The organism is Paenibacillus sp. J22FR5 (assembly GCF_059691975.1).
Genome location: NZ_JCAUAN010000052.1, coordinates 1 through 25318 on the forward strand (window position 1 = coordinate 1; position 25318 = coordinate 25318).

Here is a 25318-nt window from a genome sequence, read left to right on the forward strand (position 1 = left end):
TGTTGGACAAATACAACTCATTACGGAATATTTCATGAACCGCCGTATACCGAACGGTAAGTACGGTGGTGTGAGAGGTCGGGGACTAGCCGTCCCCTCCTACTCGATTAAATGTATCGCTAAACCTAGCGTAGAAATTACGGTAGGATTAGAGTTATAAATACGCGTCTAGATGGACATTTTATACGTACAAGGGATATTTAAGAAATCCGCATATATAGGCTCCTAAAATAGGCTTAATCCCAAACAAAAGGTGACAAACTTGTTACACATCGATGCAACTACTTGCATCTCGTGTCCAATCGAGCTAACATAGTATTAAAATAGCAGGACGTGTGCCTTGCACCGAGTTACTATAAGGAGGTTTCACCATGTTATTCGCAGAAGCAGCTGAAGCATCAACAAGCACGTATACAAGCTTTGATATCTATGTTTTAATCTTCACAGTGGTTATTGCAATAGCTGTTATCAGACAATTGATCAACCCTAAAAGAAATTTGTTTGCCCTCGGATTTGCCACTGTAGCCCTACTCGTATTCGGTTTCATGGATGTTGTCATGATCAAAGGCTGGTAGTACATACAAGCAACCCAAAAAAGCCCACAGGACTTTAGATCGTAAGATCTTCAGCTTGCGGGCTTTTTGTTTTTCAGATTACACCCACCACATCTCACCAAGCGGTTCCTTGATGAGTACTTGTTGCAGGTTTTGTACGGCTTTGGAGAAGCCTTCGTCAACGGACATCAAGCCGTCTTCGTGCTCAATGCTGACGACATAGTCATAACCAACTAGACGCAAAGCGCTGATGATGTCTGCCCATACCTTCATATCGTGGCCATAGCCAACGGAACGGAACTGCCAAGAACGGTCCAGCATGTTCGCGTAGGATTGCATGTCTGTTACACCATAACGGTTCGTGTTATTGTAGTCATGCGACGTATCTTTCGCATGGAAATGGTGAATCGCGTTAGCGCGTCCGAGGATTTGTACAGCCTGTACTGGATCAATGCCTTGCCACCACATGTGACTTGGATCCAGGTTGGCACCAATCGCCTCACCTGCAGCTTCACGAAGGCGAAGAAGGGTAGCTGGTGTATGTACGGAGAATCCGCCGTGCAGCTCTAGACCGATTTTGATATTACGATCTGCAGCGAATTTACCTGTCTCTTTCCAGTAAGGAATGACTTTATTCGTCCATTGCCAGTCCAAAATCTCTTGGAAATCGTTCGGCCAAGGCGCTACCGGCCAGTTCGGATATTTGGCATCCTCATGGTCACCTGGGCAGCCTGAGAACGTGTTAACAACAGGAACTTCAAGGCGTTCAGCCAATTCAATCGTTTGTATAATAGCATCGTGAAATTCTTTGGCGATATGTTTTTGCGGGTGAAGAGGGTTACCGTGAGCGCTTAGTGCGCTAATCGTCAAGCCGCGGGACTCTACCGCGTGTTTAAAAGCTTTTAGTTTTCCTGCATCAGCAAGGAGCTCACTTGGGTTACAATGCGCAGTACCCGGATAGCCGCCCGTACCAATCTCAACAGCTTCCAAGCCTTTCGCAGCAATATAATCCAGCGCTTCCTCAAAAGGTTTTCCACCGAATAGAACCATAAAAACGCCTAACTTCATTAGGTTACACCTCCATAATTGGTAAACAATCAGATCAAATTATACCACTATCATCCAGTAAAATGAAGCAAGCCTTTGTAGATACGAAGCACAGTATCATAATTTGAGCTGTAAATAATGACCGAGAACGTAACCAGTGCCTGCGTAACGAAGCAGCGGAAGTAGAAGTATGGTTTGGATACTTTTTTCTTATTCACGGTTGTAAGTTTAAAGATATTCTCGATCGCGATAATGATCCCATGGTACAGCCCGTAGAGGAAATACAACCAGGTAAAGCCGTGCCATAAACCCATAAGCACCATGATGAGGATGGAGAGGCTTGCGGTTAGCCGGACCGAAGGGGTTTTGCGCGAGAAGAACATGAAGATGTGGTCTCGGAAAAAATCACCCAGCGTCGCATGCCAATTCCGCCAAAACTGCGTCATCGAAGGCGAGAGGAGAGGCTTTTTGAAGTTCTCAGGCATCGTATAGCCCATTAATCGACCGAAACCGATTGCCATATCCGAATAGCCAGAGAAATCGAAGTAAATGAGCGCATAGAACCAAATGAGCAGGAACAAAGATTCCCAGGCGTGAAGCTCATGCTTTAAGACGTTATCGAAAATGCCGGTCATCCACGTCACAACAACAATTTTCTTGAATAAGCCGAGGATAATACGCTTTACACTGTCCTCGAACAGTTTGGCATCTACCGTGTAAGGCTTCTTGCTGTCGGCCATGAAATCGCGGAATTTCAGAATCGGTCCGGAGGTAAAAGTCGGAATGAACAAGATATAGTTCGCATAATCAATCGCGGGCACTTCGCCTTCTTTTCCAAAGAAATAAGCGAAATAATACGAATCAATCACTTTAAGTACGTTATAAATGAGGCCTAGATAAATAATCGCATCGAACATCGGATTGTGGAAAATGCCCATTACGAAGAAGCGAACACCGAGAAATACGCCCACGATATTCGCGGCGATGCCGAAAATAAAGGTAGCTTTCCGCCACAGCGTCGTCCGACACAAATAAACAAAGCCCAGATAATTAATGATGGTAAAAGCGCCATAGAAGACAACCAGCTTTTTACTAAACAGCAGTAGAAAGCATAGGCTGAATATAATCATCAATATGCGCTTATTATCCGCCCACTTGCGGGTGAGCATCAGAACGGCAATCATGCCACTCATCGCGACCATCGCGTTCATGTGCATATAAAACATAGCTAAAGAACTCCTCGCTTGCTAGAAATGCTGGATGCTGATGCTGGATTCGGTGGATCCAAGGCTAGATTTGTAGAACTGATCTTAGAACTTTTCGTAGATGAACAATCCCTTGCCGGTAAAATAAATGAAAACCAAGTAAAGCATCACGAGGTAGATGAGGATTTCGACGGTTTTCCTAAGGAATTTAACCATGTGTCAACCTCCTTCGTAAATAGCGGCGCACCATCTTCACGATTCAGGTGGACCAGATCATGGAAGTAGCGCGGGTCATAGGTATGCATGAGATCCAACGTAGGGATATTGGCGGCCTTAAGCTGGCCGTTGACGGTTTCCTTAAGTGAAGCGACGTAGGGAGGATCGGCATAGCCTTTGTTCCACGGCATCCAAATCACACGCAGCGCGAGCTCATGCTCATCGGCATATTGGAGCACCCACTGTAAGGCATCCAAATTGTCTTTAAAATCTTTCAAGGTCATGGCGCCGAAGCGTTTATGGTAGTCATCCCATTTGGTTTTGAGAGCTGCGTCGTCTATGCGACCCGGGTATAGCTCTTTATCAATCCAGCGTGGCTCATAGGCTAAACTGCCTTTGCTGAGGTTGCGAGCAAACTCCTCGCCAGAATCACGGAAGTAGTCACGGTATGTGTACACATAAGGCTGATACCACGGCTTAAACCATTGATAGGTCGGGTCGGTTTCCAGGGCGTCGAGCATCGTATGCACATCAATCCCGATAACAAGCTCTTCCTGCACCTGATACAGGTTGTCCTTCAGAATGCCCTTAAGGTCCGTCAGCTTCCCATAGGAAAGCCCCATCTCAACTAAATGGGCGTCAGACTTCTCTTCGATATAAGCACCCGTTACGGACGAATTACCGAAGAAAACCGGACCCGTGTGGGACCAGTTGTGATGGAAGAGCGTTTTGGTAAAGTCATTTTTGTAAAAACGGCGTGAAGACGCCATCGGGTTCCACCATGAGATGAGCAGGTCGGAGACGACGATGGCGAGTAACAGGCCGAGGGCAAAGCTATTTTTTTTGAGAAAAGTGGCTGCTTTCAATGGAATCACTCATTATCTTCGTAGTGGAGGTAAATGCTGTAGTACATCGAAAATTGGATAGTCGTACAAAGTTGGGCGAGAGACAACTCATAAATAAGCTAGTGTTGAAGTTGTATATTGTGCAACATTATGACTGATTTCTAGCAAAAAAGAGCCGTAAGCTGCATTACATACAACATTTTTAAAGCGAATTTCGTCCAAATCGTTGTTTTTGGCTCATCATGTTGTAACTAATGCAACAACCAACACCAAACCGATCGTTATCGTACTAAAATGTTGCACATTTTACAACATCCCTCAAGAATCGGCTCAGAACAACCATACAGGACGCCGATTCGTGGAGAGGGGGTTAACTAAGAATTACAGAGCTTTTTCTTGCCAAGCGTGGAACTGATCACGGAACGTAGCAGGCCATTGCTGTTCGTTGAGACCGTATTGTGCGAGGAACGCGAAAGCCCAGCGCTCAATACCAAAGCCTACGCAGCCAGTAACGGCGTTACGCTTGCCCATTTTAATATTAAACGCATTGCCGAACGTATTGCTATGGAAATTGACAGAGGAGCAGGCGATGGACTTCTTCACATGAGGGATGCTCAAGCGAAGCTCATATTTCATCTCCTGGTTGCGTTGGAAAGACGCTTTCACTTGGAAGTCGTTCGTAAAGAACGGGTCGTTCGCGATCTCCATCATGCTGTCTACGTTCCACTCTACGGCCAATTCTTTCAGATATTCAATGGATTTCAAACGATTTTCTTTCACAAACTCAGGCTTACCAACGAAAATAATTTCACGCATCGAGAAGTCGAGCAGGCGACCGAAGTCGGAATGGTTTTTGGACTCAAAACGATGACATTTCGCAATGGCTGTTACCACAATGCCGTCGCCTTCCAAGGTTTCGTTCTCCAGACCTTCATAGCAGTGATAGCACGTGGAAGGATTCATCATGAAATTTGGCTTCACCATATTGTTGTCCAGCGCCAAAGGCTTCTCTTGATCCCAACCACCAGCTTCACGGATGGATTGAGAGAACGACTCGATCACATCAAGATCCTCACGCAGATGTGTAACGAAATGAATATGCTCAGGGAATGAAGTGAAGTGATTGGTTTTGTTCAATGTATGACTGTGAATGACAGCCGGATATTGCTCCTCCTGCATGCCCTCAAAACGCTTTGCAATCTTCGTTACGAATGAATAGTCAAGGAAACGCATCAAGCTGGAGAAAGGCTCGCGGAAAATGAAGAGACCAGGCTCTAGCACTTTAATCGCTTTGCGTTCAACAAGCTCAGCAATAATATCGCCTTCATAAGGCGTGTTCACTTTATTTTCGAATAAAATATTTTCTTTGAATCCGAAATCGCCGTGGGAGAAACGTTCAATCAGGCGCTCGACACGTTCAATAATGCCCTTGTCGCCATTAGGAGAATTATGGGTAATATGAATGTGACCATCGACTAAAGCGATATCTTGAATATGCTCGTCTGCGAATGCGGAGGCATATTTGACTTGTCCGTGTTGGCTTTCTGCTAGACCGGCCAACGAAATTTTACATGTGTTCATGAGTCAGTTACCTCGCAGTCTTCTTGGAAATAAATTCGGCAATTTCACTCACCGTGTTCATGGGATAGAGCATCAGATCTTGATTCGTTACTTGCAGATTATACGTTTTCTCAATATGAGCGATAAGGGCGGTAGCCCCTACGGAATCGATGAACCCGTAATCGAACAGATGAACATCAACATCGAAATCGTCATCGTCCTCGGCAATTTCGTAACGCTCGCGAATATGCTGCTCTAGTTCTTCTAACAAATTAGACATGGGGGAAAGCCTCCTGGTTGGTGAAAAAATGGGTGAATGCTAGGTTACTGTACTTTTGTGATAGTGCCGGTAAAGGAAAGTGTCGTCACGTCACCGTAACGGGTCACTGTGTACGTTCCGGTTGATGCATCATAGACGATGGTAGCATCGGATGACTCAAACTTGAGCTCACTAGGACTAAAGAGTTTAACTTGCTGCAGACCTGCAGATTCAAGCTTCAAGCGATGCGTGCTTCCTTCACCTGTCAGGGTAAACGGAACATTCGAACGCACAACATGGAACTGTTGCTTGGTGGGACCTATATGAATCGCAGTTTTCTTGGTTAAACCTAGATAAAATTTATTATTTATCGTGGTGTAGATGCTGGCATCGCTTTGCAGGGAGTAAAGGACTAGTTTATCACCCTTGTCGATGATGACCCCTAAGGTATCTTTGTACTCTTCTGCTAAACTAGGCACGGCTGATGCATCTACCGATAGCGTAGCATGGAAGTGCGGACTGCCTCTGCTAAGACGATCCTTCAGTCGATCCCACAAATAGGAGCCCCAAGACTGACTGATCTTCACATCGCTTTTCATCGCGGTTAAGAAGGATTTGGCCATCTGGGTTTCGGACATAAAGTTATAATCATGTTTCGTACGAAACTTATTGAAGTAATCAGCGAATTCCGTTAAATTGGCAACCTTGGCTTCATCAGGGAAATGGTATTCAATGTGTTCGAAATAATCAATCGGCATATCCTGCGCAACCATCGATTCGAATACATCCGTGTTCAGATTGTCACCCGCAGGCCTCAAGACTGGTGTAGGTGCATGAATGAGCATCGTCGCATCGGTCTTTCCTTTCTCATCTTGTAAAAGGAATGGAAGCGACCAGATTGATTCTGGACGGGCGAGCACAGGTGATTCGGAAGGTAAGAATCCGAAGTTGTACCACATGCCTTGCTCTTTTTCCGTTTGCAGAGTCTGATCATGATCTTCATTATTAATGCGCCAGGTGTGCTGGTTCGTTCCAGGATGCAACCAAGGAATACCAAGCTTATCAAAAGCTTGTTTATGCAGGTTGAATTCTGTTCTCTCGTCCTCAGCACTCTTAAAATTATGCACAAATGTATGCGGATTTAGTTGTAAATAATGATCGCGCGCATATTGAATGAACTCGTTTAACTCCGCTTTATATGGAAAGTGCGGGTCATCGATCGACACAGGAGATCCGAATTCGATACCGCCCACAATGAGATCGTCGTTTCCGTCGTGATTGAGATCCAACCATAAAGGAACGGAATAATGCCCAGCAACCAACGCGTGGTTGCCAACTTGGTTCAAGGTTATCCCTGCGAGGGGACCTTGTGCTGTCCAAGCGCCGTCAGAGCCTTGGAGGAACACCTGCAGGTCCCCGTCGCTGCTGCCGACCACAATGTCGGGTCGGCCGTCGCTGTTCATATCACGCACCGCTGGCGCGGCGTGCGTGGCCTTATTCGGCAGCGTCGCAATCACGCTGCCTTCTGCTAGGTCCAGGGCCGCTGCGCTGCGGCCCTGATACAGCCACACTCGCCCATCGGCTGCGCCGAGGACGAGGTCGAGCTTGCCGTCGCCGTTCACGTCGGCGACGCTCGGCGCTGCAGGCCCTCCGGGCAGCTGCAGCGCTTTGCCGCCCGCGCTCAGCGCCGCGGGCGGAGAGAACTTGCCGCTAGCGAGCTGCGGCAGGAGCCATACCGCGCCGGACTCGTCGGAGGCGACGAGGTCCGTGCGGCCATCCCCGTTCACGTCGGCGGCGTGAACGGCACTGTAAGGGCCAAGCTGGAGCGGTGCACCGCTCTCCAGCAATAACCGGGAAGGCGCGCCGAATGTGTCGGGCAGCGCCATGCCCTGCGGAGGCGGCTCGCTTACGTAAGCCGCCGCATCCGCACCTAGATTCGTGTAAACATACACGAATCCATCACTGCTGCCGGCCAGCAAGTCCGTGCGGCCGTCGCCGTTCAGATCCGCGGCGGCCGGGTACGCGCGGTAAGGCTTTTCAATCGCGCTCGCCAGATCGCGATATTCTGGAAACGCAGCTTGGCGCAAGGGAATGCCGGCCGCCATCACATGCAAACCGCTCGCGTAGCCCGAGCCGGGCAGCTCACCGACGAACGACGGCTTATCGTTCGTTCCTGTGTTCAGCTGCACCGTCACGCTCTCGCGCCATTCCCCCCAGTAGAAGGCGTTGCGGACGAGCGTAAACGAGGGAACCTCGTTGTACGCCTTGAGCTTCTCCGCCCAAGCAATGCCGTCTTTTTGCCCGATCGCCGGCATCGCCTCAAAATGGTTCTGAAACGCCATCGCCGGCCTTCCATAAGGGCCAAGGCTTTTCTTTACGCTGAATCCGAGCGTTTCCTTCGAGACATATGCCAGTAATTCACTGCGATATTGCATGTTGGCAGCTGCAAAAGCAAATTCGAAATAAGGCTCAATCGGTAACGCTCGTTTATTGAAGTAAGTCGTTCCGGGCGAGGGTTTGCTCTCCGCTTGGTATTTCGCTGCGAGCCTATCAAAGCCTAACTTCAGATCCGCACCGCTCTTCATATCATAGCCCGTAGGGAAGTAACGGTTCGGCAGGAAATTGCTGCTGATTAATACAGCACCTTTGCCTACGCGATTTTGCATGACAAGGGAGACAGGCTGCTTCGATTCCAATGGGTTAGACATGTTAACAATCGTTTGACCCGAAGCAGGCTCGAAACCGTATCCAAGGTTAAAACCAGGTAAATTGTCCATCGTATTATGTTTGAGATAACTAGTCGTAAATAATTGAAAGGTTTGTTGAATGCCTTGTAGATTAACAGGTACCTGCGGATAGCTGAGTTGCAGCGTATTCCCTGATAGCAAGGGCGAACCTAAAGTATGCAGTGGCACCTTTTTTAAATCAACAATGTGAGCTGCACCTAGGAAATCAAGTGGGAATCGATCAGCAAACTCATTTTCTAATAATAAATGGCCGCCTTGCTTGACGAAAGTCATGAGCTTTTCCGCTTGTTCGGACCAAGTAGGATCTTGCGCTAGTGCTGGATCCAAGTACAAGGCGTCGTATTTGCGAAGCTGACGGGTAGAGAATGTGAGCAAACTATTTCTATCAATTTGAACACCTGCTTGTAAGGTTTGCTGAAAATTACTATAGGCTGCAGGATCATAAGAATCTCCGCTCGTTGCATAGAGAAGCTTAGTTTCCTGGGCTTTTGGCAAAAATAGAAGCAAGAGCACGATGAGCAGTAAGCCGAGGCTTAGCCCGATCAGGTATTGAAGCACGCGAATTTTCGACAAATTCAAAAGGATCCCTCGATTGCTAGAAAGATTGCAATTCGCCCTTGCGAAGCATGGGAGAGTTGTCAATAAAGGTCACTATCCTTGCCATTATAGCATTCATGGGTACGTTTGTTAACTTCTAAAGGCATGGAAACGCTTTGTATTGTCGGATATTGGCTTTGCGTGCAGTTATCTCCTGCCCTAGATTCCTACCTATCGTTTCTGTTACACTAAAGAGAAGACTTTGAGGGTTACCCGAGGATTGAAATTGAAAGGATTTGCTGCCATGCGTACGATACGCAGAAAAGATGTCGAATTATTGGCCCCTGCGGGGGATTGGGATTGTTTGCGAGCGGCTGTTGCCAATGGGGCGGATGCCGTGTTTTTTGGTGTGGAGAAATTCAATGCGAGAGCGAGAGCGCATAACTTTACGATGGCCGAGCTGCCGGATATTATGTCGTTCCTTCATCTATATGGTGTTCAAGGCTTCCTGACGTTTAACATTCTCGTGTTCGAGGAAGAGTTGAACGATGCCAAACAGTTAATTGAAGCGTGTGTCGATGCAGGCGTGGATGCGGTGATTGTACAGGATTTGGGCTTGGTTAAAATGATTCGCGAAATCTCACCGGATTTCCCGATTCACGGCTCAACGCAGATGACGATTACATCGCCAGAGGCTGTTGAATTTACGAAACCGTTCGATATCGAACGTGTTGTTCTAGGACGTGAGAATAACCTGAAGCAAATTAAGCAAATCGGCGATCAAGCGAAGCTTCCGATGGAAGTTTTCGTGCATGGTGCCCTTTGTGTGTCCTATTCAGGACAATGCTTAACCTCTGAAATGTGGGGAGGCCGTTCCGCCAACCGTGGAGAGTGCGCGCAGGCTTGTCGTTTGCCGTATGATTTGATGGTTGATGGTGTTCAAAAACCGATGGGTGATGTCACGTATTTGTTATCGCCGAAGGATTTGGCGGCGATTGAAATCGTACCCGAGTTGATCGAAGCGGGCGTTCGTTCCTTTAAAATTGAAGGGCGTCTGAAGACCCCTGAATATGTGGCCAATGTGGTGAGCAAATATCGCAAAGCGATTGATCGTTATTTCGATGGACAGGACGCTCGTCCGTCCAAAGAGGAAGTGCGTGAGCTTCAGCAAAGCTTCTCACGCGGCTTTACCGTTGGGTTCCTGAATGGAACCAACAATAAGCAGTTGGTTGATGGCACGTTTCCGAAGAGCCGCGGAGTTTTCGTGGGCCGCATCAAGCAGATCCTGCGCGATGGCGTGATCTGCGAACTTGAAGCGCCGCTTAAGCGCGGTGATGGTCTTGTCTTCGACGCGGGGGATCCGACGAAGAAAGAAGAAGGCGGGCGCATCTACGATTTGCGCCGCAAGGGAGAGAAACTCGAAGGCGAAGCCGAGGGTGGCATCATTGAGATCGTCATGGGACGCAACGATGTGGAGCTTGGCCGTTTGCACGTTGGCGACCGCATCTGGAAGACGAATGATCCTGCGCTGGACAAACGTCTGCGCCAGACGTTCGAAACCGACAAGCCTTACCGCACATTCCCGGTAAGCGTGAAGATAAGCGGTGTAGAAGGCGAGCCGCTTAAGAGCTGGTGGACGGATGTGAAAGGCGGTCATACCGTCTTCGTACAGTCCGAGCTTCCGCTGGTTCGCGCGGAGAAAAGACCGATGGACGAACAGCTCTTCACCGAGCAGTTCGGTCGCCTAGGCGGCACGATTTATGAGCTCAGCCAGCTGGATGTCCAGCTTGTCGGCGAACTCATCGTGCCGATGCGTGAGCTGAACAGCATGCGCCGCATGGCTGTCGAGTTGATGGAAGACGAGCGGCAGAAGCCGCGCGCGTACATGAAGCGTGAAGTCGGCGTTTATGACGACGTGCCGGCTTCTGTGACGGAACATCACGCTGCGGTGACAGCCGTTAACGCACCTGCTCTATCCCTCGCAGATCGCAGTGCCGTTGAGTTGACTGCACTTTGCCGTAACCTCGATCAGGTGAAGGCCGTGCTGGCAACGACGGACGTCAGCTTGATTTATGCTGATTTTGAATTTATTAAGCAGTTCCCTGCGGCAGTTGAAGCCGTTCATGCCGCTGGGCGTAAAATCGCCCTCGTGACACCGCGGATTCATATGCCAGGGGAAACGGGCTATTTTAACAATATTCTCAAGCTTAAGCCGGATGCCGTTCTGATTCGTAATACAGGCGCCGCTTTCTATTTCTTAAAGCATCGTCTTGAGAACCCGGATGCACCGCAACCGCAGCTAATTGGTGACTTCTCATTGAATGTCGCTAACCATAAGGCAGCAACCTTGTTCTTGGAAGCGGGTCTTTCGAAGGTAACACCTTCATATGATTTGAACATCCAGCAGATGGTTGACTTGCTTCGCCGCGCGGAAACATCCAAGCTCGAAGTGGTGATCCATCAGCATATGCCGATGTTCCACACCGAGCATTGTGTGTACTGTACGTTCCTGAGTGAAGGCACTGACTTTACGAACTGCGGTCGACCTTGCGAGGAGAAGCGTGTTTCGTTGCAGGACCGCGTCGGTATGTCACATCCCGTTCGTGTGGATGAGGGTTGCCGGAATACCGTGTACAACGCGGTAGATCAGTCGGGTGCGGAGTATTTAAACCACTTCATGGATTTGGGCATCCGCTCGTTCCGTGTTGAGTTCTTAGAAGAGACACCGGAGAAAGTAACGGAAATTCTTGACCTGTATCGCCGGGCAATCGACGGTCAGATTAGCGGAACGCAAGTATGGCGTTCATTGAAAGCGACGAACCAGTTAGGCGTTACGCGTGGGCAATTGGTGAAGTAACTCATGTTCTTCATCATGGAGAAAAAAGCAGATTATGGACTGATAACTCAGTCTTGATCTGCTTTTTTTGTTTTATCAAAGACCAATAGATAATCAAACTTATACCAAGCCACACTCAAAGTTAAAGGTAAGACAAGAGTATACTCGTGCGCAAAGGGAAACCCATTTACGTTGAACATTTTATACAAGAGGCGTCGTTTTGATGCGACGATGATTTTTAGTGAAAAGCGAAATCAAATTATTGATTATTTAGGAACTCATCAACATCTAGCTGTTGAAATCGCTATGTCCGTTTCCGAGCGGGGTGGCATGCGTCTTCATTCGGGTTCTCAATATTTCTATGAGGGACCACTTGGCTTTCGTTTTCCGATGATATTTTCCGGATATGCGGACGTTTGTGAATGGTTCGACGAGGAGGACAGGAAGTATCATATCGAAGTTAAGGTGCGGAATAAGCTCTTTGGCCCGCTGTTTGGATATCGCGGCTCATTCGAGGTCACGTATGTTAAGCTAGAGGATGGTCAAGTTCCTCAGCATGTTAAGCCGGTTCGTGAAGAACGTAGAGAGTGACAAGTAGATACGTTCACAATTTAGACACATTTTTTTAATCTATTTTTCAGATTCGCTTAATGTTGGTTTATTGTTCCACCCGTATAGTGATGATGATAATACGAACGAATAGAAATGGGGGATCTTGGATGCTAGAGGTCAAACAAGTCAGCAAGCTGTACGAAAATGATCGCGGCGTGCATAACATCGACTTCTCGATGCAGCGCGGTGAAATCGTCGGCTTCTTAGGGCCGAATGGTGCTGGCAAAACAACGACAATGCGCATGATTACAGGTTACCTGAATCCAACGCATGGTCAAATATGGGTGGATGGTCACTCCATGGCCGACAACCCGAAGAAGGCGCGCCGCAAGATCGGCTACTTGCCTGAAACACCGCCACTGTACCCGGAGATGACGGTACAGTCATACCTGCGCTTCATCGCCAACCTGCGCGATGTGCCTGCGCGAGAGCAAAAGCTGCGTGTCGGCGAAGCCATCGACAAGCTCGGTCTGCAAGGTCGCGAGAAGCAAATTATTCGCTCCCTCTCCAAGGGTTATAAGCAGCGCTTAGGACTCGCGCAAGCGATCCTGCACCAACCGGATCTGCTGATTCTGGACGAGCCTACGTCCGGCCTCGATCCGAAGCAGATCATTGAGATCCGCCAGCTCATTCATGAGCTGGGCGAAAACCACACCGTGCTGCTGAGCACGCACATCTTGCCTGAAATCAACGCGATTTGTAACCGCGTTCTGATTATTAACCAAGGCCGCGTCGTCCTCGACGAGCGCCCCGAGCATCTCGGCCGCACGATGGGCGAGACGTTCGAGGTGTCGCTCGAGGTCAAGGGACCTCGCGAGCGGATCTTGACCGAGCTGCGCAGCTTGGCATCCGTCGGCGAAGTCAAAGAAGTGGACGCGCCAGCAGCGGGCGTGGCAGCACTTGAAGCCGCGGTACCACAAGCGGATTCAGGCACTGAAGAAGACGAAGCGGCTGAAGTCACTTTAACCGACGCTCCATCAGCACCAGTGGAGTCCGTCAAGCTCCTCGTCACCTCCGCAGATCGTGCGGAAGACATCCGGGAAGCGTTATTCTTCCGCCTCGCAAGCGCAGGCTTGCCGATCCTCGAGATGAAGCGGGAAAGCCTCAGCTTAGAGGATATTTTCCTCAAGCTGACGACGGACGAGCCAGCCGATATAACCAAAGAGGAGGTAGACACCGATGCGTAGAATCTGGGCCATTTGCTCGAAAGAGCTTCAAATGTATTTTTTCTCGCCAGTTGCGTATGTGGCGTTTGCCTTCTATGTGCTGTTGTCGAGCTTCTTCTTTTATATTAATTTCGTGAATGGACAACCTCCGATTGTGGATGCGCGCTCCATCGTGGGCAACACCACCTTCATCTATTTGTTCATTATCCCGCTCTTAACGATGCGCCTAGTAGCGGATGAGTTCCGTCAAGGTACGGATGAGCTGCTGCTGACCTCACCTGCAGGTATTGGTGAAATCGTGCTGGGTAAATATTTGTCCGCATTGATCGTGCAAGTTGGGCTAGTAGTGATCAGCTTGGTGTATCCGCTCATCATGTCCGCTTTTGGAACGCTGGATAAGCCTGTGACTTGGCTGTCTTATCTGAGCATGTTCCTGCTTGGCTGTGCAATGATGGCCATTGGCTTGTTTGCATCCAGCTTGTCCAATAACCAGATGGTTGCGGGGATTTCAGGCTTTGTTATTTTGCTGTTGCTGTGGCTTCTAGATTGGGTTAGCGGCAGTATGACGGGTAAACTAAAGGATTACGTGGGTCAATTCTCCTTGACCAGCCATTTAAGCAACCTGCAAAAAGGTGTCTTCCATGGGGGCGATATCCTCTTTTACATCACATTAACAGCCGTGTTCCTGGTTCTTTGTATACAAGTCCTTGAAAGAAAGCGTTGGAGGTGAGCGGAATGAATAAGTGGATACGGGGAACTAATGCGACTGTTCTATCAATCGCCGTTATCGGCATTTTCATTATTCTGACAATCTTCCTACACTCGCTGAAAGGCTTTCAGGTCGATTTGACGAAAAATAAAAACTTCACACTTACAGAGCAAACAACGACGACACTCAAAAATCTGAATCAAGATATTCATGTCATCGCATTCACGAACAATGGGGATGGCAATGAATTCGTGACTCGTCAAGTGACGGATATGATGGCTGAGTATAAGAAGCTTAGCGGTAAAATCACGTACGACGAGTACGATATGCTGAAACAGCCTTCGATGGCGAAGCAGTATGGGGTGGACCAAGGCGGAACGATTATTTTCGAAATGGGCACCAAAAAGCAAAACATCAACTTCTATGAATTGTTTACAGGGCAGCAAGATGGTTCTTACACCTTCTCTGGCGAAGAGAAATTTACGCAGGCGCTTCAAAGTCTGACGTCCACAGAGAAACATACGGTGTACTTGCTCTCCGGTCATCAAGAGTACCCAGCATCTGCCATGAGTATTTTCAAAAGCAGCCTGGCGGCTGCTAACTATGACGTGAAGGATCTGAACCTTTACGTTGAAGGCAAAATCCCGGATGATGCGCAAATGCTCATGCTGCTTGGGCCGCAAAACGACCTGAACGACAAAGAGGCTGAGCTCATTCAGGCGTATTTGAAGGGTAAAGGCAAAATTTATATCGCGCTGGGCTTCAACAAGGATATGGCGACGAAGTGGAAAAACATCGATGCCATTATGAAGACTTATGGTGTTCAGGATCAACATGCGATCGCGATTGAAGCGAAGCAAACGTCTTTGTATGATCCGTTAACGATTATCCCGGAATACGGTTCTCATGATATTACGAACAAATTATCCAGCAATAATCTGGTCACGATGCTCTCATTGGCTGTTAGCTTAAATGCGGATGAAAGTGCGCCGGATTACACGAAATCGCTCCTGTTGAAAACGACAGATAAAGCTTATGGTGAAACAGACATCAATCTGTTAGCGCAGTCCAAAACGAAGCAGGATGCGACCGATGTTAAGGGACCTCTTAACTTGGGTTATGCAGTTTCCGACAAAGATAACAAGCCTAAGGCGGTTATTCTAGGTGGTTCTACATTTGTGCTGGATCAAGATATTCAGAATCAAGGAAATAAGGATTTTGCTCTGAATAGCATTGGGTGGCTTCAAGAACAAAAGGATCAAATCACGATCCGTCCACGCCAAGGGGATGCATATCAACAGGCGATGATTACGCCTAGCCAAGCGAATACGATTTTCCTCATTACAATTGTGTTCTTACCGCTCTTGTTCCTCGTGATAGGCGGCTTGATCTGGTGGAGGAGGAGAAGAGGATGAAACGGTTTATTCCAACCATTCTGTTAGTCGTCATTTGCATCGGTGGTTTCTGGTACGCTTCGAGCAAAGACTTCTTCCAAGAGAAAAAAGATGAACCGAAGTCTCTTCTGACCCTGAAGCAAGAAGATGTGCAAGCTCTTACGGTGAAAACCGAGGGGCAAGACATTCAGCTAAATCGCACGACAACCGGATGGGATATGCAAAAGCCAGCGGCTGCGCCGATCAATTCGAATCAAGTTGACTCTTGGTTGGATGGATTGGGTCTGGTCACATCGACCAAGCTTGTGGAAGATCAAGCGACCAATCTAGCTGAATATGGTTTAGATAAACCAGTCGGCACGTATGAAGTGACCTTGAAGGATGGTTCCAAAAAGGGCTTGCTCGTAGGGACTGCACTTCCGATTGAAGGCTTCTCCTACGTTCAGGTGGAAGGTGCTCCTGCTGTGTACCAGGTTAGTGACCAATCACTCACCTCACTGAACAAAGCCCCAGTTGACTTTGCCGCTACAAGCCCAATTCAACTGGAGAACGACAAGGTCCAAAGTGTCAAGTTTACATGGAAGGGTCAGACGTGGTCGCTTTCCAAGACGGATAAAGATAAAGTCGCTGCGGATGCGAACTGGAAGCTAGGGGATAAAGAGATGAAAGGTGCGGATGCAAGTCCGTTGCTGGATGAACTCATCTTCCTGCATACTGCGGAACTCCCGCAAGCGGCAACTGGGAAGCCGATAACCGGCGGAGAGCTTAAGTTGGAGATAGCAACATCCGTAAACGGTAAAGACGTTACTGACGTCTACCAAGGTAAATTGAACGGAGACCAAGTTTGGCTAGCCAAGCAGGGCGGGCAGTGGGCCTACGTGCTGACAGCCGAGGATATTCAGAAATTAGCAGATGCGTATGCTGGTAAACCAGCAGCTCAGCCTGCTTCCTAATCATAAACTGCTCCCTACAGCGATTCTGCTGTGGTGGAGCAGTTTTTTTATTTTTCCGACATAAAACGGCATTTTTTGGGAAAAATAAAAGAGAGGAAAGGAGGTCACATGCACATGTACAACACACAAGGAAACCAATCAATTTCAGGTAAAGAACTTTCGTATCTGACGGATACATTCAAGAATGAAGAATTGTTAGCGAAGCTCTGTGTACAAGGCTCGGTGAACAGCCAAAGTCAATCTTTGAAGCAAACGTTGTCTCATATTTCTCAAGAACGCCTGCAAAATATGAGCGTCTTGATTAATGCCCTGCAACAACAATCCGGTATGACCCACTAATGCGAACCTACAAGGAGGTGCAAGACACATGTATCAGCCTATTACGCAACAACAGCAGCAAGTCGACTTAGAAGATCTGGACTTTGCCAACTTCGTCCTTTCTGAATTAAAGCGCTGTGCGCGCGAATATACAACAGCGGCATTAGAAGCAGCGAATCCTGGCATTCGACAGACCTTTGAATCGTTATTGCAAAAAACATTGGATGATCAAGCACTCGTTTTTCAAGAAATTCAGAAACTCGGCGGATATCAGATTCAATCGGCTGAGCAGCAGATGATTGGGCAAGAACTGCAGAAGCAGAGTCAAACAGCTCTACAGGTGCAGTCCATCGTCCAACAGCATGTAAGTGGAGCTTCTCTGACAAGCTATACGCAGCCGCAGCAAGAGCGGAGCCCGATGCAAGCGACGCCATCACAGCAACTGTCATCATCACAACAACATCAACCGTACCAAACGCAAACCCAGCAAACTCAACCTTACAGTCAGCAACAGAGTCAACAGCAGAATCAAATGGCGGCGCTGCACCAAGCGCCAATGCCTTCGTTCCAACCTGTTAATTATGCCAACCAGTACCCGAACGCGGTGTACAACAATCAACAAGGCCGGGGTCAAGGATATGTACCGAATCAGACACAGCAGCAGTCTTCCTACAACCAAACCCAATCACGCAGCTACCAAAATCAAAGCCATGAGCCATCGAGCTATGCTCGTGAACCTCAGGGGTATGCGGCTTCTTCTAGTCATGCCAATGAGAACAGCAGCATGACAGGGGCAGGTAGACCTGCGCAAGCGCGAATTGTTTCCCGCACGCAAACGGGTATGCCATCGTCGACTTCCGAAGGCAACTCATATATGAATAGGTCGCAAGAAGGTAGTAAATATAACTTCTAATCAAGTGTAATCACATTTTCAACCGTTCGCAGACACCCTGGCTTCTTTTGGCAGGGTGTCTTTTTGTTGCTCTTCTCCAAATTACTTTTAAAATCCCTTCGGTGGCACGTCGTTAACATTTCCGCTCCCATTTGTCCCACTTTTTTTCTATTTCAGGAATGAGTACGGCTTGGCACACATATATAAGGAACATAGGATGTCCAAACTTAGGGAAAAGGGTGCAAAAGCTGATGAAAAAAACGTGGGTGTATGGTGCAGCTACATTAGTGGTATTGGGAGCATTAACAACAGCATGCGGTTCCAAAGATGAGGTCATCCCATCCGTAGCAACAGGGGCGAAGGATGCGGGAACCGCTACAACGGTTCAAGTGAAGACGGAGACAGGAACAGGAACGAAAGCGGCTACGACGGGTGCAAAGCCTGCCATTGATGCCAACTACAAGGTTGATGGAAAGAATGTCACGATCACATACCAAACGTCCAATTTCAAATTATCTGAAGAAGACATGAATAAAGCCAACGTACAGGGAGAAGGACATCTACATCTCTATGTGGATGGCAAGCAGAAAGCGATGATTGGCAAGACAGGCCCATTGACCCTTACGAATTTAACAACAGGTGCGCATGAAATTAAACTCGAGCTTCAGCAGAATGACCACAAAGAAATCAATGTAGAGAAGATTCTCAACATTGTCGTGAAGTAACGAACATTTGTGCGTATTTTGGCGTAAATGAAGCTTGCATGAAGATCGGCTACGTTCAGTTGCATATTCCTCTAAAAGACGGGCGATTAGCCCGTCTTTTGTCATTTGACAGCTATGTATACGTAGCATAGACTGTTGATAGTATGGCAGAACTGCCGCCTAATCGGAGGGAAACAATTGATCGTCGATATACGCAAGTGGAAGCATGTATTTAAGCTTGATCCAGACCGGGACATCTCAGATGAGGCGCTGGACCGGCTCTGTTTATCTGGAACGGATGCGATTCTAGTAGGTGGTTCTTCAGGGTTGACGTTCGATAACACGGTAGATCTTCTATCACGGATCCGTCAATATGAAGTTCCCGTTGTCTTGGAGATTTCGAATCAGGAAGCGATCGTGCCAGGCTTTGACCTCTTTTTGATTCCTGTCGTGCTGAATGCAGATGATCCGAAATGGATCGTGGGGCAGCATCACGAGGCGCTGAAGGAATATGGCGCTTTACTGAATTGGGATGAGATCGTAGCCGAGGGCTACATTATATTGAATAAAGACGCGACGGCAGCCCAGCTGACCTCAGCGCGAACCGACTTGGATGCCAAGGACGTAGCAGCTTATGCGCGTATGGCGGACAAGCTTTTTCACATGTCGATTGTGTATTTGGAATACAGCGGGACCTTCGGTGATATGGAGCTCGTCCGTCGGACGCGGCAAGTGCTGGAGAATGCCCGGTTATTATATGGTGGTGGGATCGACTCCCTAGACAAGGCCCAGCAAGCTGCGGACGCGGCAGACACCATTGTCGTTGGCAATATTATTTATAGTGACTTGGAGCAGGCGCTTCAGACCGTGAATGTGAACTTTGATAGAAATGGAAGGTAACCCTAACGTGAATGAAACTGTCAATATTTTAGAAGCGATCAAAAAGTTAAACCCCCAGCAGCGCAAAGCTGTCGAAGCCGTAGACGGCCCTCTCTTAATTATGGCTGGAGCGGGAAGCGGAAAGACGCGTGTGCTCACGCATCGGATTGCTTACCTCATTGGTACGCGCAAAGCGGCGCCGTGGAACATTTTGGCTCTGACCTTTACGAACAAAGCGGCACGTGAGATGCAAGATCGTGTAGGCAAGCTGGTCGGCGGTAGTGGCAGCGATATCTGGGTCTCTACATTCCACTCCATGTGTGTGCGGATGCTGCGCAGAGATATTTCCCGGATCGGCTTTACCTCGAACTTTACAATCCTTGATTCAGGTGACCAACTTTCCGTTATCAAAACCTGCTGCAAAGAGCTCAACATTGATACCAAGAAATTCGAGCCCAAAACCTTTCAAGCGGCTATCTCCACAGCCAAAAATGAACTCATTTCTCCTAAACAATTTGAAGAAAAAATCGGTGACTACTTTGATGGTTTGACCTCGAAGATTTATACGCTCTATCAGAAAAAGCTCAGAAGCAACAATTCCTTGGACTTTGATGATTTAATTATGGCGACCATTCAGTTGTTTAAAGAAGTGCCTGAGGTTCTGGAATTTTATCAAAACAAATTTCAATATATCCATGTCGATGAGTATCAAGATACGAACAGAGCGCAGTATATGCTGTGTCAGATGATTGCCGAGAAGCATAAGCGCATTTGCGTTGTAGGGGACAGTGATCAGTCCATCTACCGTTGGCGTGGAGCGGATATCAGCAACATCCTCAACTTTGAAGAAGATTACCCGAATGCAACAGCCATTCTGTTAGAGCAGAATTATCGCTCGACCTCGAACATTTTGCAGGCGGCGAATAAAGTCATTGCGAATAACACGGGCCGTAAGCCGAAGAATCTGTGGACAGATAAAGAAGGCGGCGTCGCGATTAAGCTGTACCAAGCTGATTCCGAGTATGAAGAAGGCTATTTCGTTACGAATGAAATTAATAAGAATAAGTCCAATGGCAAAAGATTCGGCGATCACGCCATCTTATACCGGACGAACGCGCAGTCACGGGTTATCGAGGAAATTCTCATTAAATCCGATATCGCCTACACCATCGTCGGCGGGGTCAAGTTCTATGATCGTAAAGAGATTAAGGATATTTTGGCGTACCTGCGACTGATTTCCAATCCGAACGATGATATCTCCTTGAATCGTATTGTGAACGTGCCGAAGCGGGGCGTTGGGGATACGACTATGGATAAAGTGGCGGATATGGCTGGGCGCAGAGGGATTTCGCTATTTGCGATGTTAGAAGAAGTGGATTCGCTCGAAATCAACACGAAGGCGAAGCATGCCCTCGCTGATTTCCGAGAGATGGTCGATAACCTAAACCGCATGGTGGACTACTTGTCCGTAACAGAGCTTACAGAGAAAATCCTTGAAATGTCGCAGTATCGCGTCGAAATGCAGCGTGAGAATACGATCGAATCCAAGGCTCGTCTCGAAAATATTGAAGAGTTCCTGTCCGTGACCATGGACTTCGAGAAGCGCAATGAGGATAAATCCCTCATTTCCTTCCTCACTGATCTAGCGTTGATCGCGGATATCGACACGTTAGACAAAGATAAACCCGAAGAAGAGCAGGACGCGGTTGTGCTCATGACGATGCACAGCGCCAAAGGGCTGGAGTTCCCGGTTGTGTTCATCATCGGGATGGAAGAAGGCGTCTTCCCGCACAGCCGTGCGTTCGCCGATAATGAAGAGCTCGAAGAGGAGCGCCGTTTGGCCTATGTCGGCATCACGCGCGCCGAGCAAGAGCTGTTCCTCACGTGCGCTCGGATGCGCACGCTCTTCGGCCGCACCGCTGCGAATGCGCCGTCGCGATTCCTTCAGGAGATTCCGAAGGAACTCCTGGAGAGCGTCTCCGCTGGCGGCGCCAGCGGCGGGTTCTCCCGAGGTGGCCGTTCCGGCGGCACCTCGTCCTGGGGCAGCAGCGGCAGTGCCGCTGCATCGAGCCGTGGCACGACCACCGGCTCGTCTACCTGGGGCACGCCGTCCTCCTTCGGGGGACGACCAACTGCTGGCGCGGCTGCGCCAAGCCCTGCGGCCGCGTCGAGACCGGCTGCGTTCCGGGCTCCGCAGCCTGCCGCAGGCGGCGCGGTGCCGGACTACAAAGCCAGCGACCGTGTGTCGCATGGCAAGTGGGGCGTCGGCACCGTCGTATCCGTGAAGGGCTCGGGTGATGACACCGAGCTGCAAATTGCTTTCCCGGCGCCTGTTGGCTTGAAGCGCCTGCTCGCGAAGTTCGCTCCCATCACGAAAGTGTAGGAGCGGGCCGTTAACACTACAATGAGAGAGGAAGAGCCCGCCATGACCGATAAACTCGCGGCAATGAAAACCCTCATCCAAGAAATCAACAAGCATAACCATAATTACTACACGTTGGATCAACCCACGATCTCGGACGCGGAGTGGGATGCGCTTTATGATAAATTAACGAAGCTGGAGCAGGAGACAGGCGTCACCCTCCCTGCTTCGCCTACCCATCGGGTAGGTGGAGAACTGCTCAAAGGCTTTGAGCCGCACCGCCATTTAGCTCGACTCTGGAGCTTGGATAAAGCCCAGAATGCCGAAGATTTACAAACATGGCATACACGCGTTCTCAAGCTCATTGCCGATTACAATAGTAAAAACCCAGAAACACCCCTGCCAGCCCCCTCCTACGTCGTGGAGCTTAAGTTTGATGGTCTGACACTGAACCTCACCTATGAGCAAGGTCAGCTCGTTCAAGCGTCTACACGCGGTAATGGGACAGTTGGCGAGGGCATTTTGGCCCAAATCAAAACAATTAAATCCATCCCGCTTGAAATTCCTTACGATCAAGGAACGATAGAAGTGCAAGGCGAGGGGATCATGTTCCTGTCTGTCCTAGAAAAATACAACCAGACGGCCGTAGAACCGCTCAAAAACGCTCGCAATGCTGCGGCAGGTGCCCTACGCAATCAGAATCCGAAAATCACCGCAGAACGGAAACTAAACGCTTTCTTCTATAACGTTGGCTATTCAGATAACGTCCAATTTGAAAATCATGCGGACATGGTTCAGTTTCTGCGCGACAACCTTTTCAAAGTGAACAATCGTACACGCTATTTCGCAACGATTGAAGAAGTAAGCGCAGAGCTGGAACAACTCGCTGAGGAGCGGTCCAGCCTTGATTTCCTCATTGACGGAAGCGTTGTGAAACTCACGGATATGCGCACGAGAGAAGTACTTGGCTATACGGAGAAATTCCCGCGTTGGGCGATTGCTTACAAGTTCGAAGCCGAAGAAGCGATGACAACGCTGCAAAGTGTTTCTTGGGAAGTTGGCCGCACAGGCAAAATAACGCCATTAGCCCGCGTAGAAGCGGTTGATCTCGCAGGTGTGACGGTACAGAACTGTACGCTCAATAACATTGGCGACATCGAGCGCAAAAATCTCAAGCACGCCCTCGGCAGTCTCGTCTACATTCGCCGCTCCAATGACGTCATTCCAGAGATTCTCGGTAAGGTGACCGAGGAGAATGACGGAGAGGAAATCGTGGCACCGGTGCATTGCCCGTCCTGTGGTAGTGAGCTGGAGATGCGTGGCGCGCATCTCTTCTGTCTCAACCGTCTCGGCTGCAGTCCGCAGCTCGTGGGCAGGATGGCGCATTTTGCTTCGCGCGATGCGATGGATATTGAATTTTTCAGCGAGATGACCGCTTCACAGCTGCATCAAGAGCTGGGTGTCCGCGATCCTGCGGATCTGTACACCTTACAGTTCGACGATCTCGTGAAGCTTGATCGCTTCGGCGAGAAGAAGGCGCGCAACCTACTCGGCGCCCTCGATAAGAGCAAGTCCCGCGATCTCGCGTCTTTCCTGTATGCACTGGGCATCCCGAACTCGGGCAAAACCACCACCAAAGTGCTGGCCGATCACTATCGCAGCCTTTCTCGCATCATGGAAGCGACGACGGAGGAACTCATCACTCTTCCTGATGTGGGTGGTATCGTAGCAGAGAGCATTCATTCGTTCTTCCGTGACCCGGTGATGGTGTCCAGCATCGAGCGTATGCTTGCAGCAGGCGTTAATCCTGTTGCGGAGGAAGCGCCAGTTGTCGTGGCTAGCGAGGATAATCCGTTCTTCGGCAAAACGATCGTCCTCACAGGAACGCTTTCCTCCATGGGACGGGATGAATGCGCCAAAAAGCTCGAAGCCAGAGGAGCCAAAATTACCGGCAGTGTCTCCAAAAAGACCGACATCGTGATCGCTGGTGAAAGTGCAGGCAGTAAATTGACCAAAGCACAAGAGCTTGGTATTCGAATCATTGAAGATGAGCAGGAGCTTCTGCAACTGCTAGGTGAAGCTTAAACTATATAGAAGTGAGGTGACAGCGCCATGCCCAAAACCCTGCATATCGTAAACGGAGACTCGTTCGGAGATAAGCTCCGCGCGTCCGGTATTGACGGTGAGATTTTGGTGTGGCGCGAGTCGCTATATGAAGGACCTATCGGCATGCAAATGTCAGATAGCGTCCTTTTATCTATTCGAGCTTCCTATATGAATCAGCGATACGGCATACCCGAGGATATATTCAAGACCCAAACCCTGCAGCAGGAAAAAAGGCTCGATACCCTCTCGAATGAGGTGGACGAGGTTGTCCTGTGGTTTGAGCATGATTTATATGACCAGTTGATGCTGTGTTATTTGCTCTCGAGAATCGCCGAATTGCCTCATCGATCCTTTCTGCTGTCTTTGTTGTGCGTGGATTGCTTCCCAGGGGTTGACCCTTTCTATGGCTTGGGACAGTTAACCGTCGATCAAACCCTTCACTTGCATGGCGCGTGGTTGACTGTAGACGAAGATCAGCTACGCCTTGCCTGCAAGGTATGGACAGCCTACTCGGCTTCTGAGCCTTTGTCCATGGCTGCTTTATTAGAAGAAGATCTAACAGCTCTCCCTTTTCTCAAAAAGGCCCTAGAGGCCCACACAGCTCGCTATCCATCTATTCAAAATGGCTTGTCCGCCATTCAGCAGCTCATTCTTGAGCTGTTAGTGGACAATGAGGTATCCATTCTGTCCTTATTTCAAAACGTATCGGAGCAAGCCAGTGAGTATGGCTTAGGTGATTTGCAGTTCTGGGGCATCCTGGATGTGATGTGGCGTTGCGATAAGCCCTTAGTTCATGTGCGCGGTGGAGATAAGCTCCCTAAGTACGGTGAGGCATGGCCGCCGCAATTTGAAACATATCGAGTAATAATAACAGAAGTGGGTACACTTATACTCGCTAGTAAAGGTGATCATATCTTTCTGAATGGCATCGATGATTGGATCGGTGGCGTTCATTTGGTTGGCTCGAAGAATGTTTGGCGCCGAAATGCAGTAACAACAGGGTTTTCAAAGCTGTAAGATAATGGATGTAAAAAGTCGCTTGCATTTCGTTTTGAAACCTGATAATATATGTTCTTGTCACCGCAAGAGCGATGCATTAACGCTTTAAACGGTAACACAATAAAGCTCTTTGAAAACTGAACAAATGAATGAAGCATATCAGCAAATTCAGTCACGTAAGTGACTACAATTGAGATTGCAAAATCTCGCTAGCAAGTCAATGAGCACAAATCAGCAAACCCTTATGGGACCCCCGGAAAGTAATCGGAATTATCTTCGGAGCTTTCGCTTCACTTTGTGGGGAAATCTATTATGGAGAGTTTGATCCTGGCTCAGGACGAACGCTGGCGGCGTGCCTAATACATGCAAGTCGAGCGGGTTTATCCTTCGGGATAAGCTAGCGGCGGACGGGTGAGTA

At 48.8% G+C, this 25318-nt stretch carries 20 protein-coding genes and 1 rRNA gene; 15 read left to right on the top strand and 6 right to left on the bottom strand.

The genetic code is table 11. From position 1 onward, the window contains the following. Positions 1-371 precede the first annotated feature (371 nt). Positions 372-575, top strand: coding sequence for a DUF2759 family protein (locus AC58P7_RS32405; protein WP_497350202.1), 204 nt, complete (start codon positions 372-374; stop codon positions 573-575). Between the two features lie 78 nt (positions 576-653). On the opposite strand, the gene AC58P7_RS32410 is transcribed toward AC58P7_RS32405, so the two are convergent. The 6 genes from AC58P7_RS32410 to AC58P7_RS32435 form a co-directional block, all read right to left on the bottom strand. Then, positions 654-1622, bottom strand: a complete 969-nt coding sequence (locus AC58P7_RS32410; protein WP_497350203.1) for a sugar phosphate isomerase/epimerase family protein — start codon at positions 1620-1622, stop codon at positions 654-656. Positions 1623-1672: 50 nt separating this feature from the next. Continuing rightward, positions 1673-2827, bottom strand: a complete 1155-nt coding sequence (locus tag AC58P7_RS32415; protein ID WP_497350204.1) for an MBOAT family O-acyltransferase — start codon at positions 2825-2827, stop codon at positions 1673-1675. A gap of 146 nt (positions 2828-2973) precedes the next feature. Then, positions 2974-3792, bottom strand: coding sequence for a hypothetical protein (locus tag AC58P7_RS32420; protein WP_497350205.1), 819 nt, complete (start codon positions 3790-3792; stop codon positions 2974-2976). 456 nt (positions 3793-4248) lie between these two features. Continuing rightward, a complete protein-coding gene (locus tag AC58P7_RS32425) occupies positions 4249-5448 on the bottom strand; it encodes a class-II aminoacyl-tRNA synthetase family protein (RefSeq protein WP_497350206.1) in 1200 nt (399 codons plus the stop codon). A gap of 7 nt (positions 5449-5455) precedes the next feature. After that, positions 5456-5707, bottom strand: a complete 252-nt coding sequence (locus AC58P7_RS32430) for an acyl carrier protein (RefSeq protein WP_310501010.1) — start codon at positions 5705-5707, stop codon at positions 5456-5458. Between the two features lie 44 nt (positions 5708-5751). After that, positions 5752-9012 carry an FG-GAP repeat domain-containing protein gene (locus AC58P7_RS32435; RefSeq protein ID WP_497350207.1) on the bottom strand — a complete coding sequence of 1087 codons (3261 nt, stop codon included), beginning with the start codon at positions 9010-9012 and terminating at the stop codon, positions 5752-5754. A gap of 262 nt (positions 9013-9274) precedes the next feature. Between AC58P7_RS32435 and AC58P7_RS32440 the strand changes: the two genes are divergently transcribed. From AC58P7_RS32440 to AC58P7_RS32505, 14 genes are all read left to right on the top strand, one after another. Next, the gene (locus AC58P7_RS32440) at positions 9275-11827 is read left to right on the top strand and encodes a U32 family peptidase (protein ID WP_497350220.1); all 2553 of its coding nucleotides are present in this window, start codon (positions 9275-9277) and stop codon (positions 11825-11827) included. A 171-nt stretch (positions 11828-11998) separates the two neighbouring features. Beyond that, positions 11999-12397 (top strand): DUF4166 domain-containing protein, encoded by a 399-nt coding sequence (locus tag AC58P7_RS32445; protein ID WP_497350208.1) that lies wholly within the window; start codon positions 11999-12001, stop codon positions 12395-12397. A 128-nt stretch (positions 12398-12525) separates the two neighbouring features. Continuing rightward, on the top strand, positions 12526-13605 hold the full coding sequence (locus AC58P7_RS32450) for an ABC transporter ATP-binding protein (RefSeq protein ID WP_497350209.1): 1080 nt from the start codon (positions 12526-12528) through the stop codon (positions 13603-13605). Then, on the top strand, positions 13598-14314 hold the full coding sequence (locus tag AC58P7_RS32455; protein ID WP_497350210.1) for an ABC transporter permease subunit: 717 nt from the start codon (positions 13598-13600) through the stop codon (positions 14312-14314). The genes AC58P7_RS32450 and AC58P7_RS32455 overlap by 8 nt, the downstream gene beginning before the upstream one ends. 5 nt (positions 14315-14319) lie before the next feature. Then, positions 14320-15708 (top strand): GldG family protein, encoded by a 1389-nt coding sequence (locus AC58P7_RS32460; RefSeq protein WP_497350211.1) that lies wholly within the window; start codon positions 14320-14322, stop codon positions 15706-15708. Beyond that, positions 15705-16640, top strand: a complete 936-nt coding sequence (locus AC58P7_RS32465; RefSeq protein ID WP_497350212.1) for a DUF4340 domain-containing protein — start codon at positions 15705-15707, stop codon at positions 16638-16640. Before AC58P7_RS32460 ends, AC58P7_RS32465 begins: the two co-directional genes overlap by 4 nt. Positions 16641-16754: 114 nt before the next feature. After that, on the top strand, positions 16755-16979 hold the full coding sequence (locus tag AC58P7_RS32470) for a hypothetical protein (protein WP_497350213.1): 225 nt from the start codon (positions 16755-16757) through the stop codon (positions 16977-16979). Positions 16980-17007: 28 nt separating this feature from the next. After that, on the top strand, positions 17008-17871 hold the full coding sequence (locus tag AC58P7_RS32475) for a spore coat protein (protein ID WP_497350214.1): 864 nt from the start codon (positions 17008-17010) through the stop codon (positions 17869-17871). 230 nt (positions 17872-18101) lie between these two features. After that, the gene (locus AC58P7_RS32480; protein ID WP_497350215.1) at positions 18102-18575 is read left to right on the top strand and encodes a hypothetical protein; all 474 of its coding nucleotides are present in this window, start codon (positions 18102-18104) and stop codon (positions 18573-18575) included. 177 nt (positions 18576-18752) lie between these two features. Beyond that, a complete protein-coding gene (gene pcrB / locus AC58P7_RS32485) occupies positions 18753-19454 on the top strand; it encodes a heptaprenylglyceryl phosphate synthase (RefSeq protein ID WP_497350216.1) in 702 nt (233 codons plus the stop codon). Beyond that, positions 19444-21816 carry a DNA helicase PcrA gene (pcrA, locus tag AC58P7_RS32490; RefSeq protein WP_497350217.1) on the top strand — a complete coding sequence of 791 codons (2373 nt, stop codon included), beginning with the start codon at positions 19444-19446 and terminating at the stop codon, positions 21814-21816. Before pcrB ends, pcrA begins: the two co-directional genes overlap by 11 nt. Positions 21817-21858: 42 nt before the next feature. After that, positions 21859-23880 (top strand): NAD-dependent DNA ligase LigA, encoded by a 2022-nt coding sequence (gene ligA, locus AC58P7_RS32495; RefSeq protein WP_497350218.1) that lies wholly within the window; start codon positions 21859-21861, stop codon positions 23878-23880. A 27-nt stretch (positions 23881-23907) separates the two neighbouring features. After that, positions 23908-24918 (top strand): DUF1835 domain-containing protein, encoded by a 1011-nt coding sequence (locus AC58P7_RS32500; protein ID WP_497350219.1) that lies wholly within the window; start codon positions 23908-23910, stop codon positions 24916-24918. Positions 24919-25209: 291 nt separating this feature from the next. Then, positions 25210-25318, top strand: a 16S ribosomal RNA gene (locus tag AC58P7_RS32505); the annotation flags it as partial.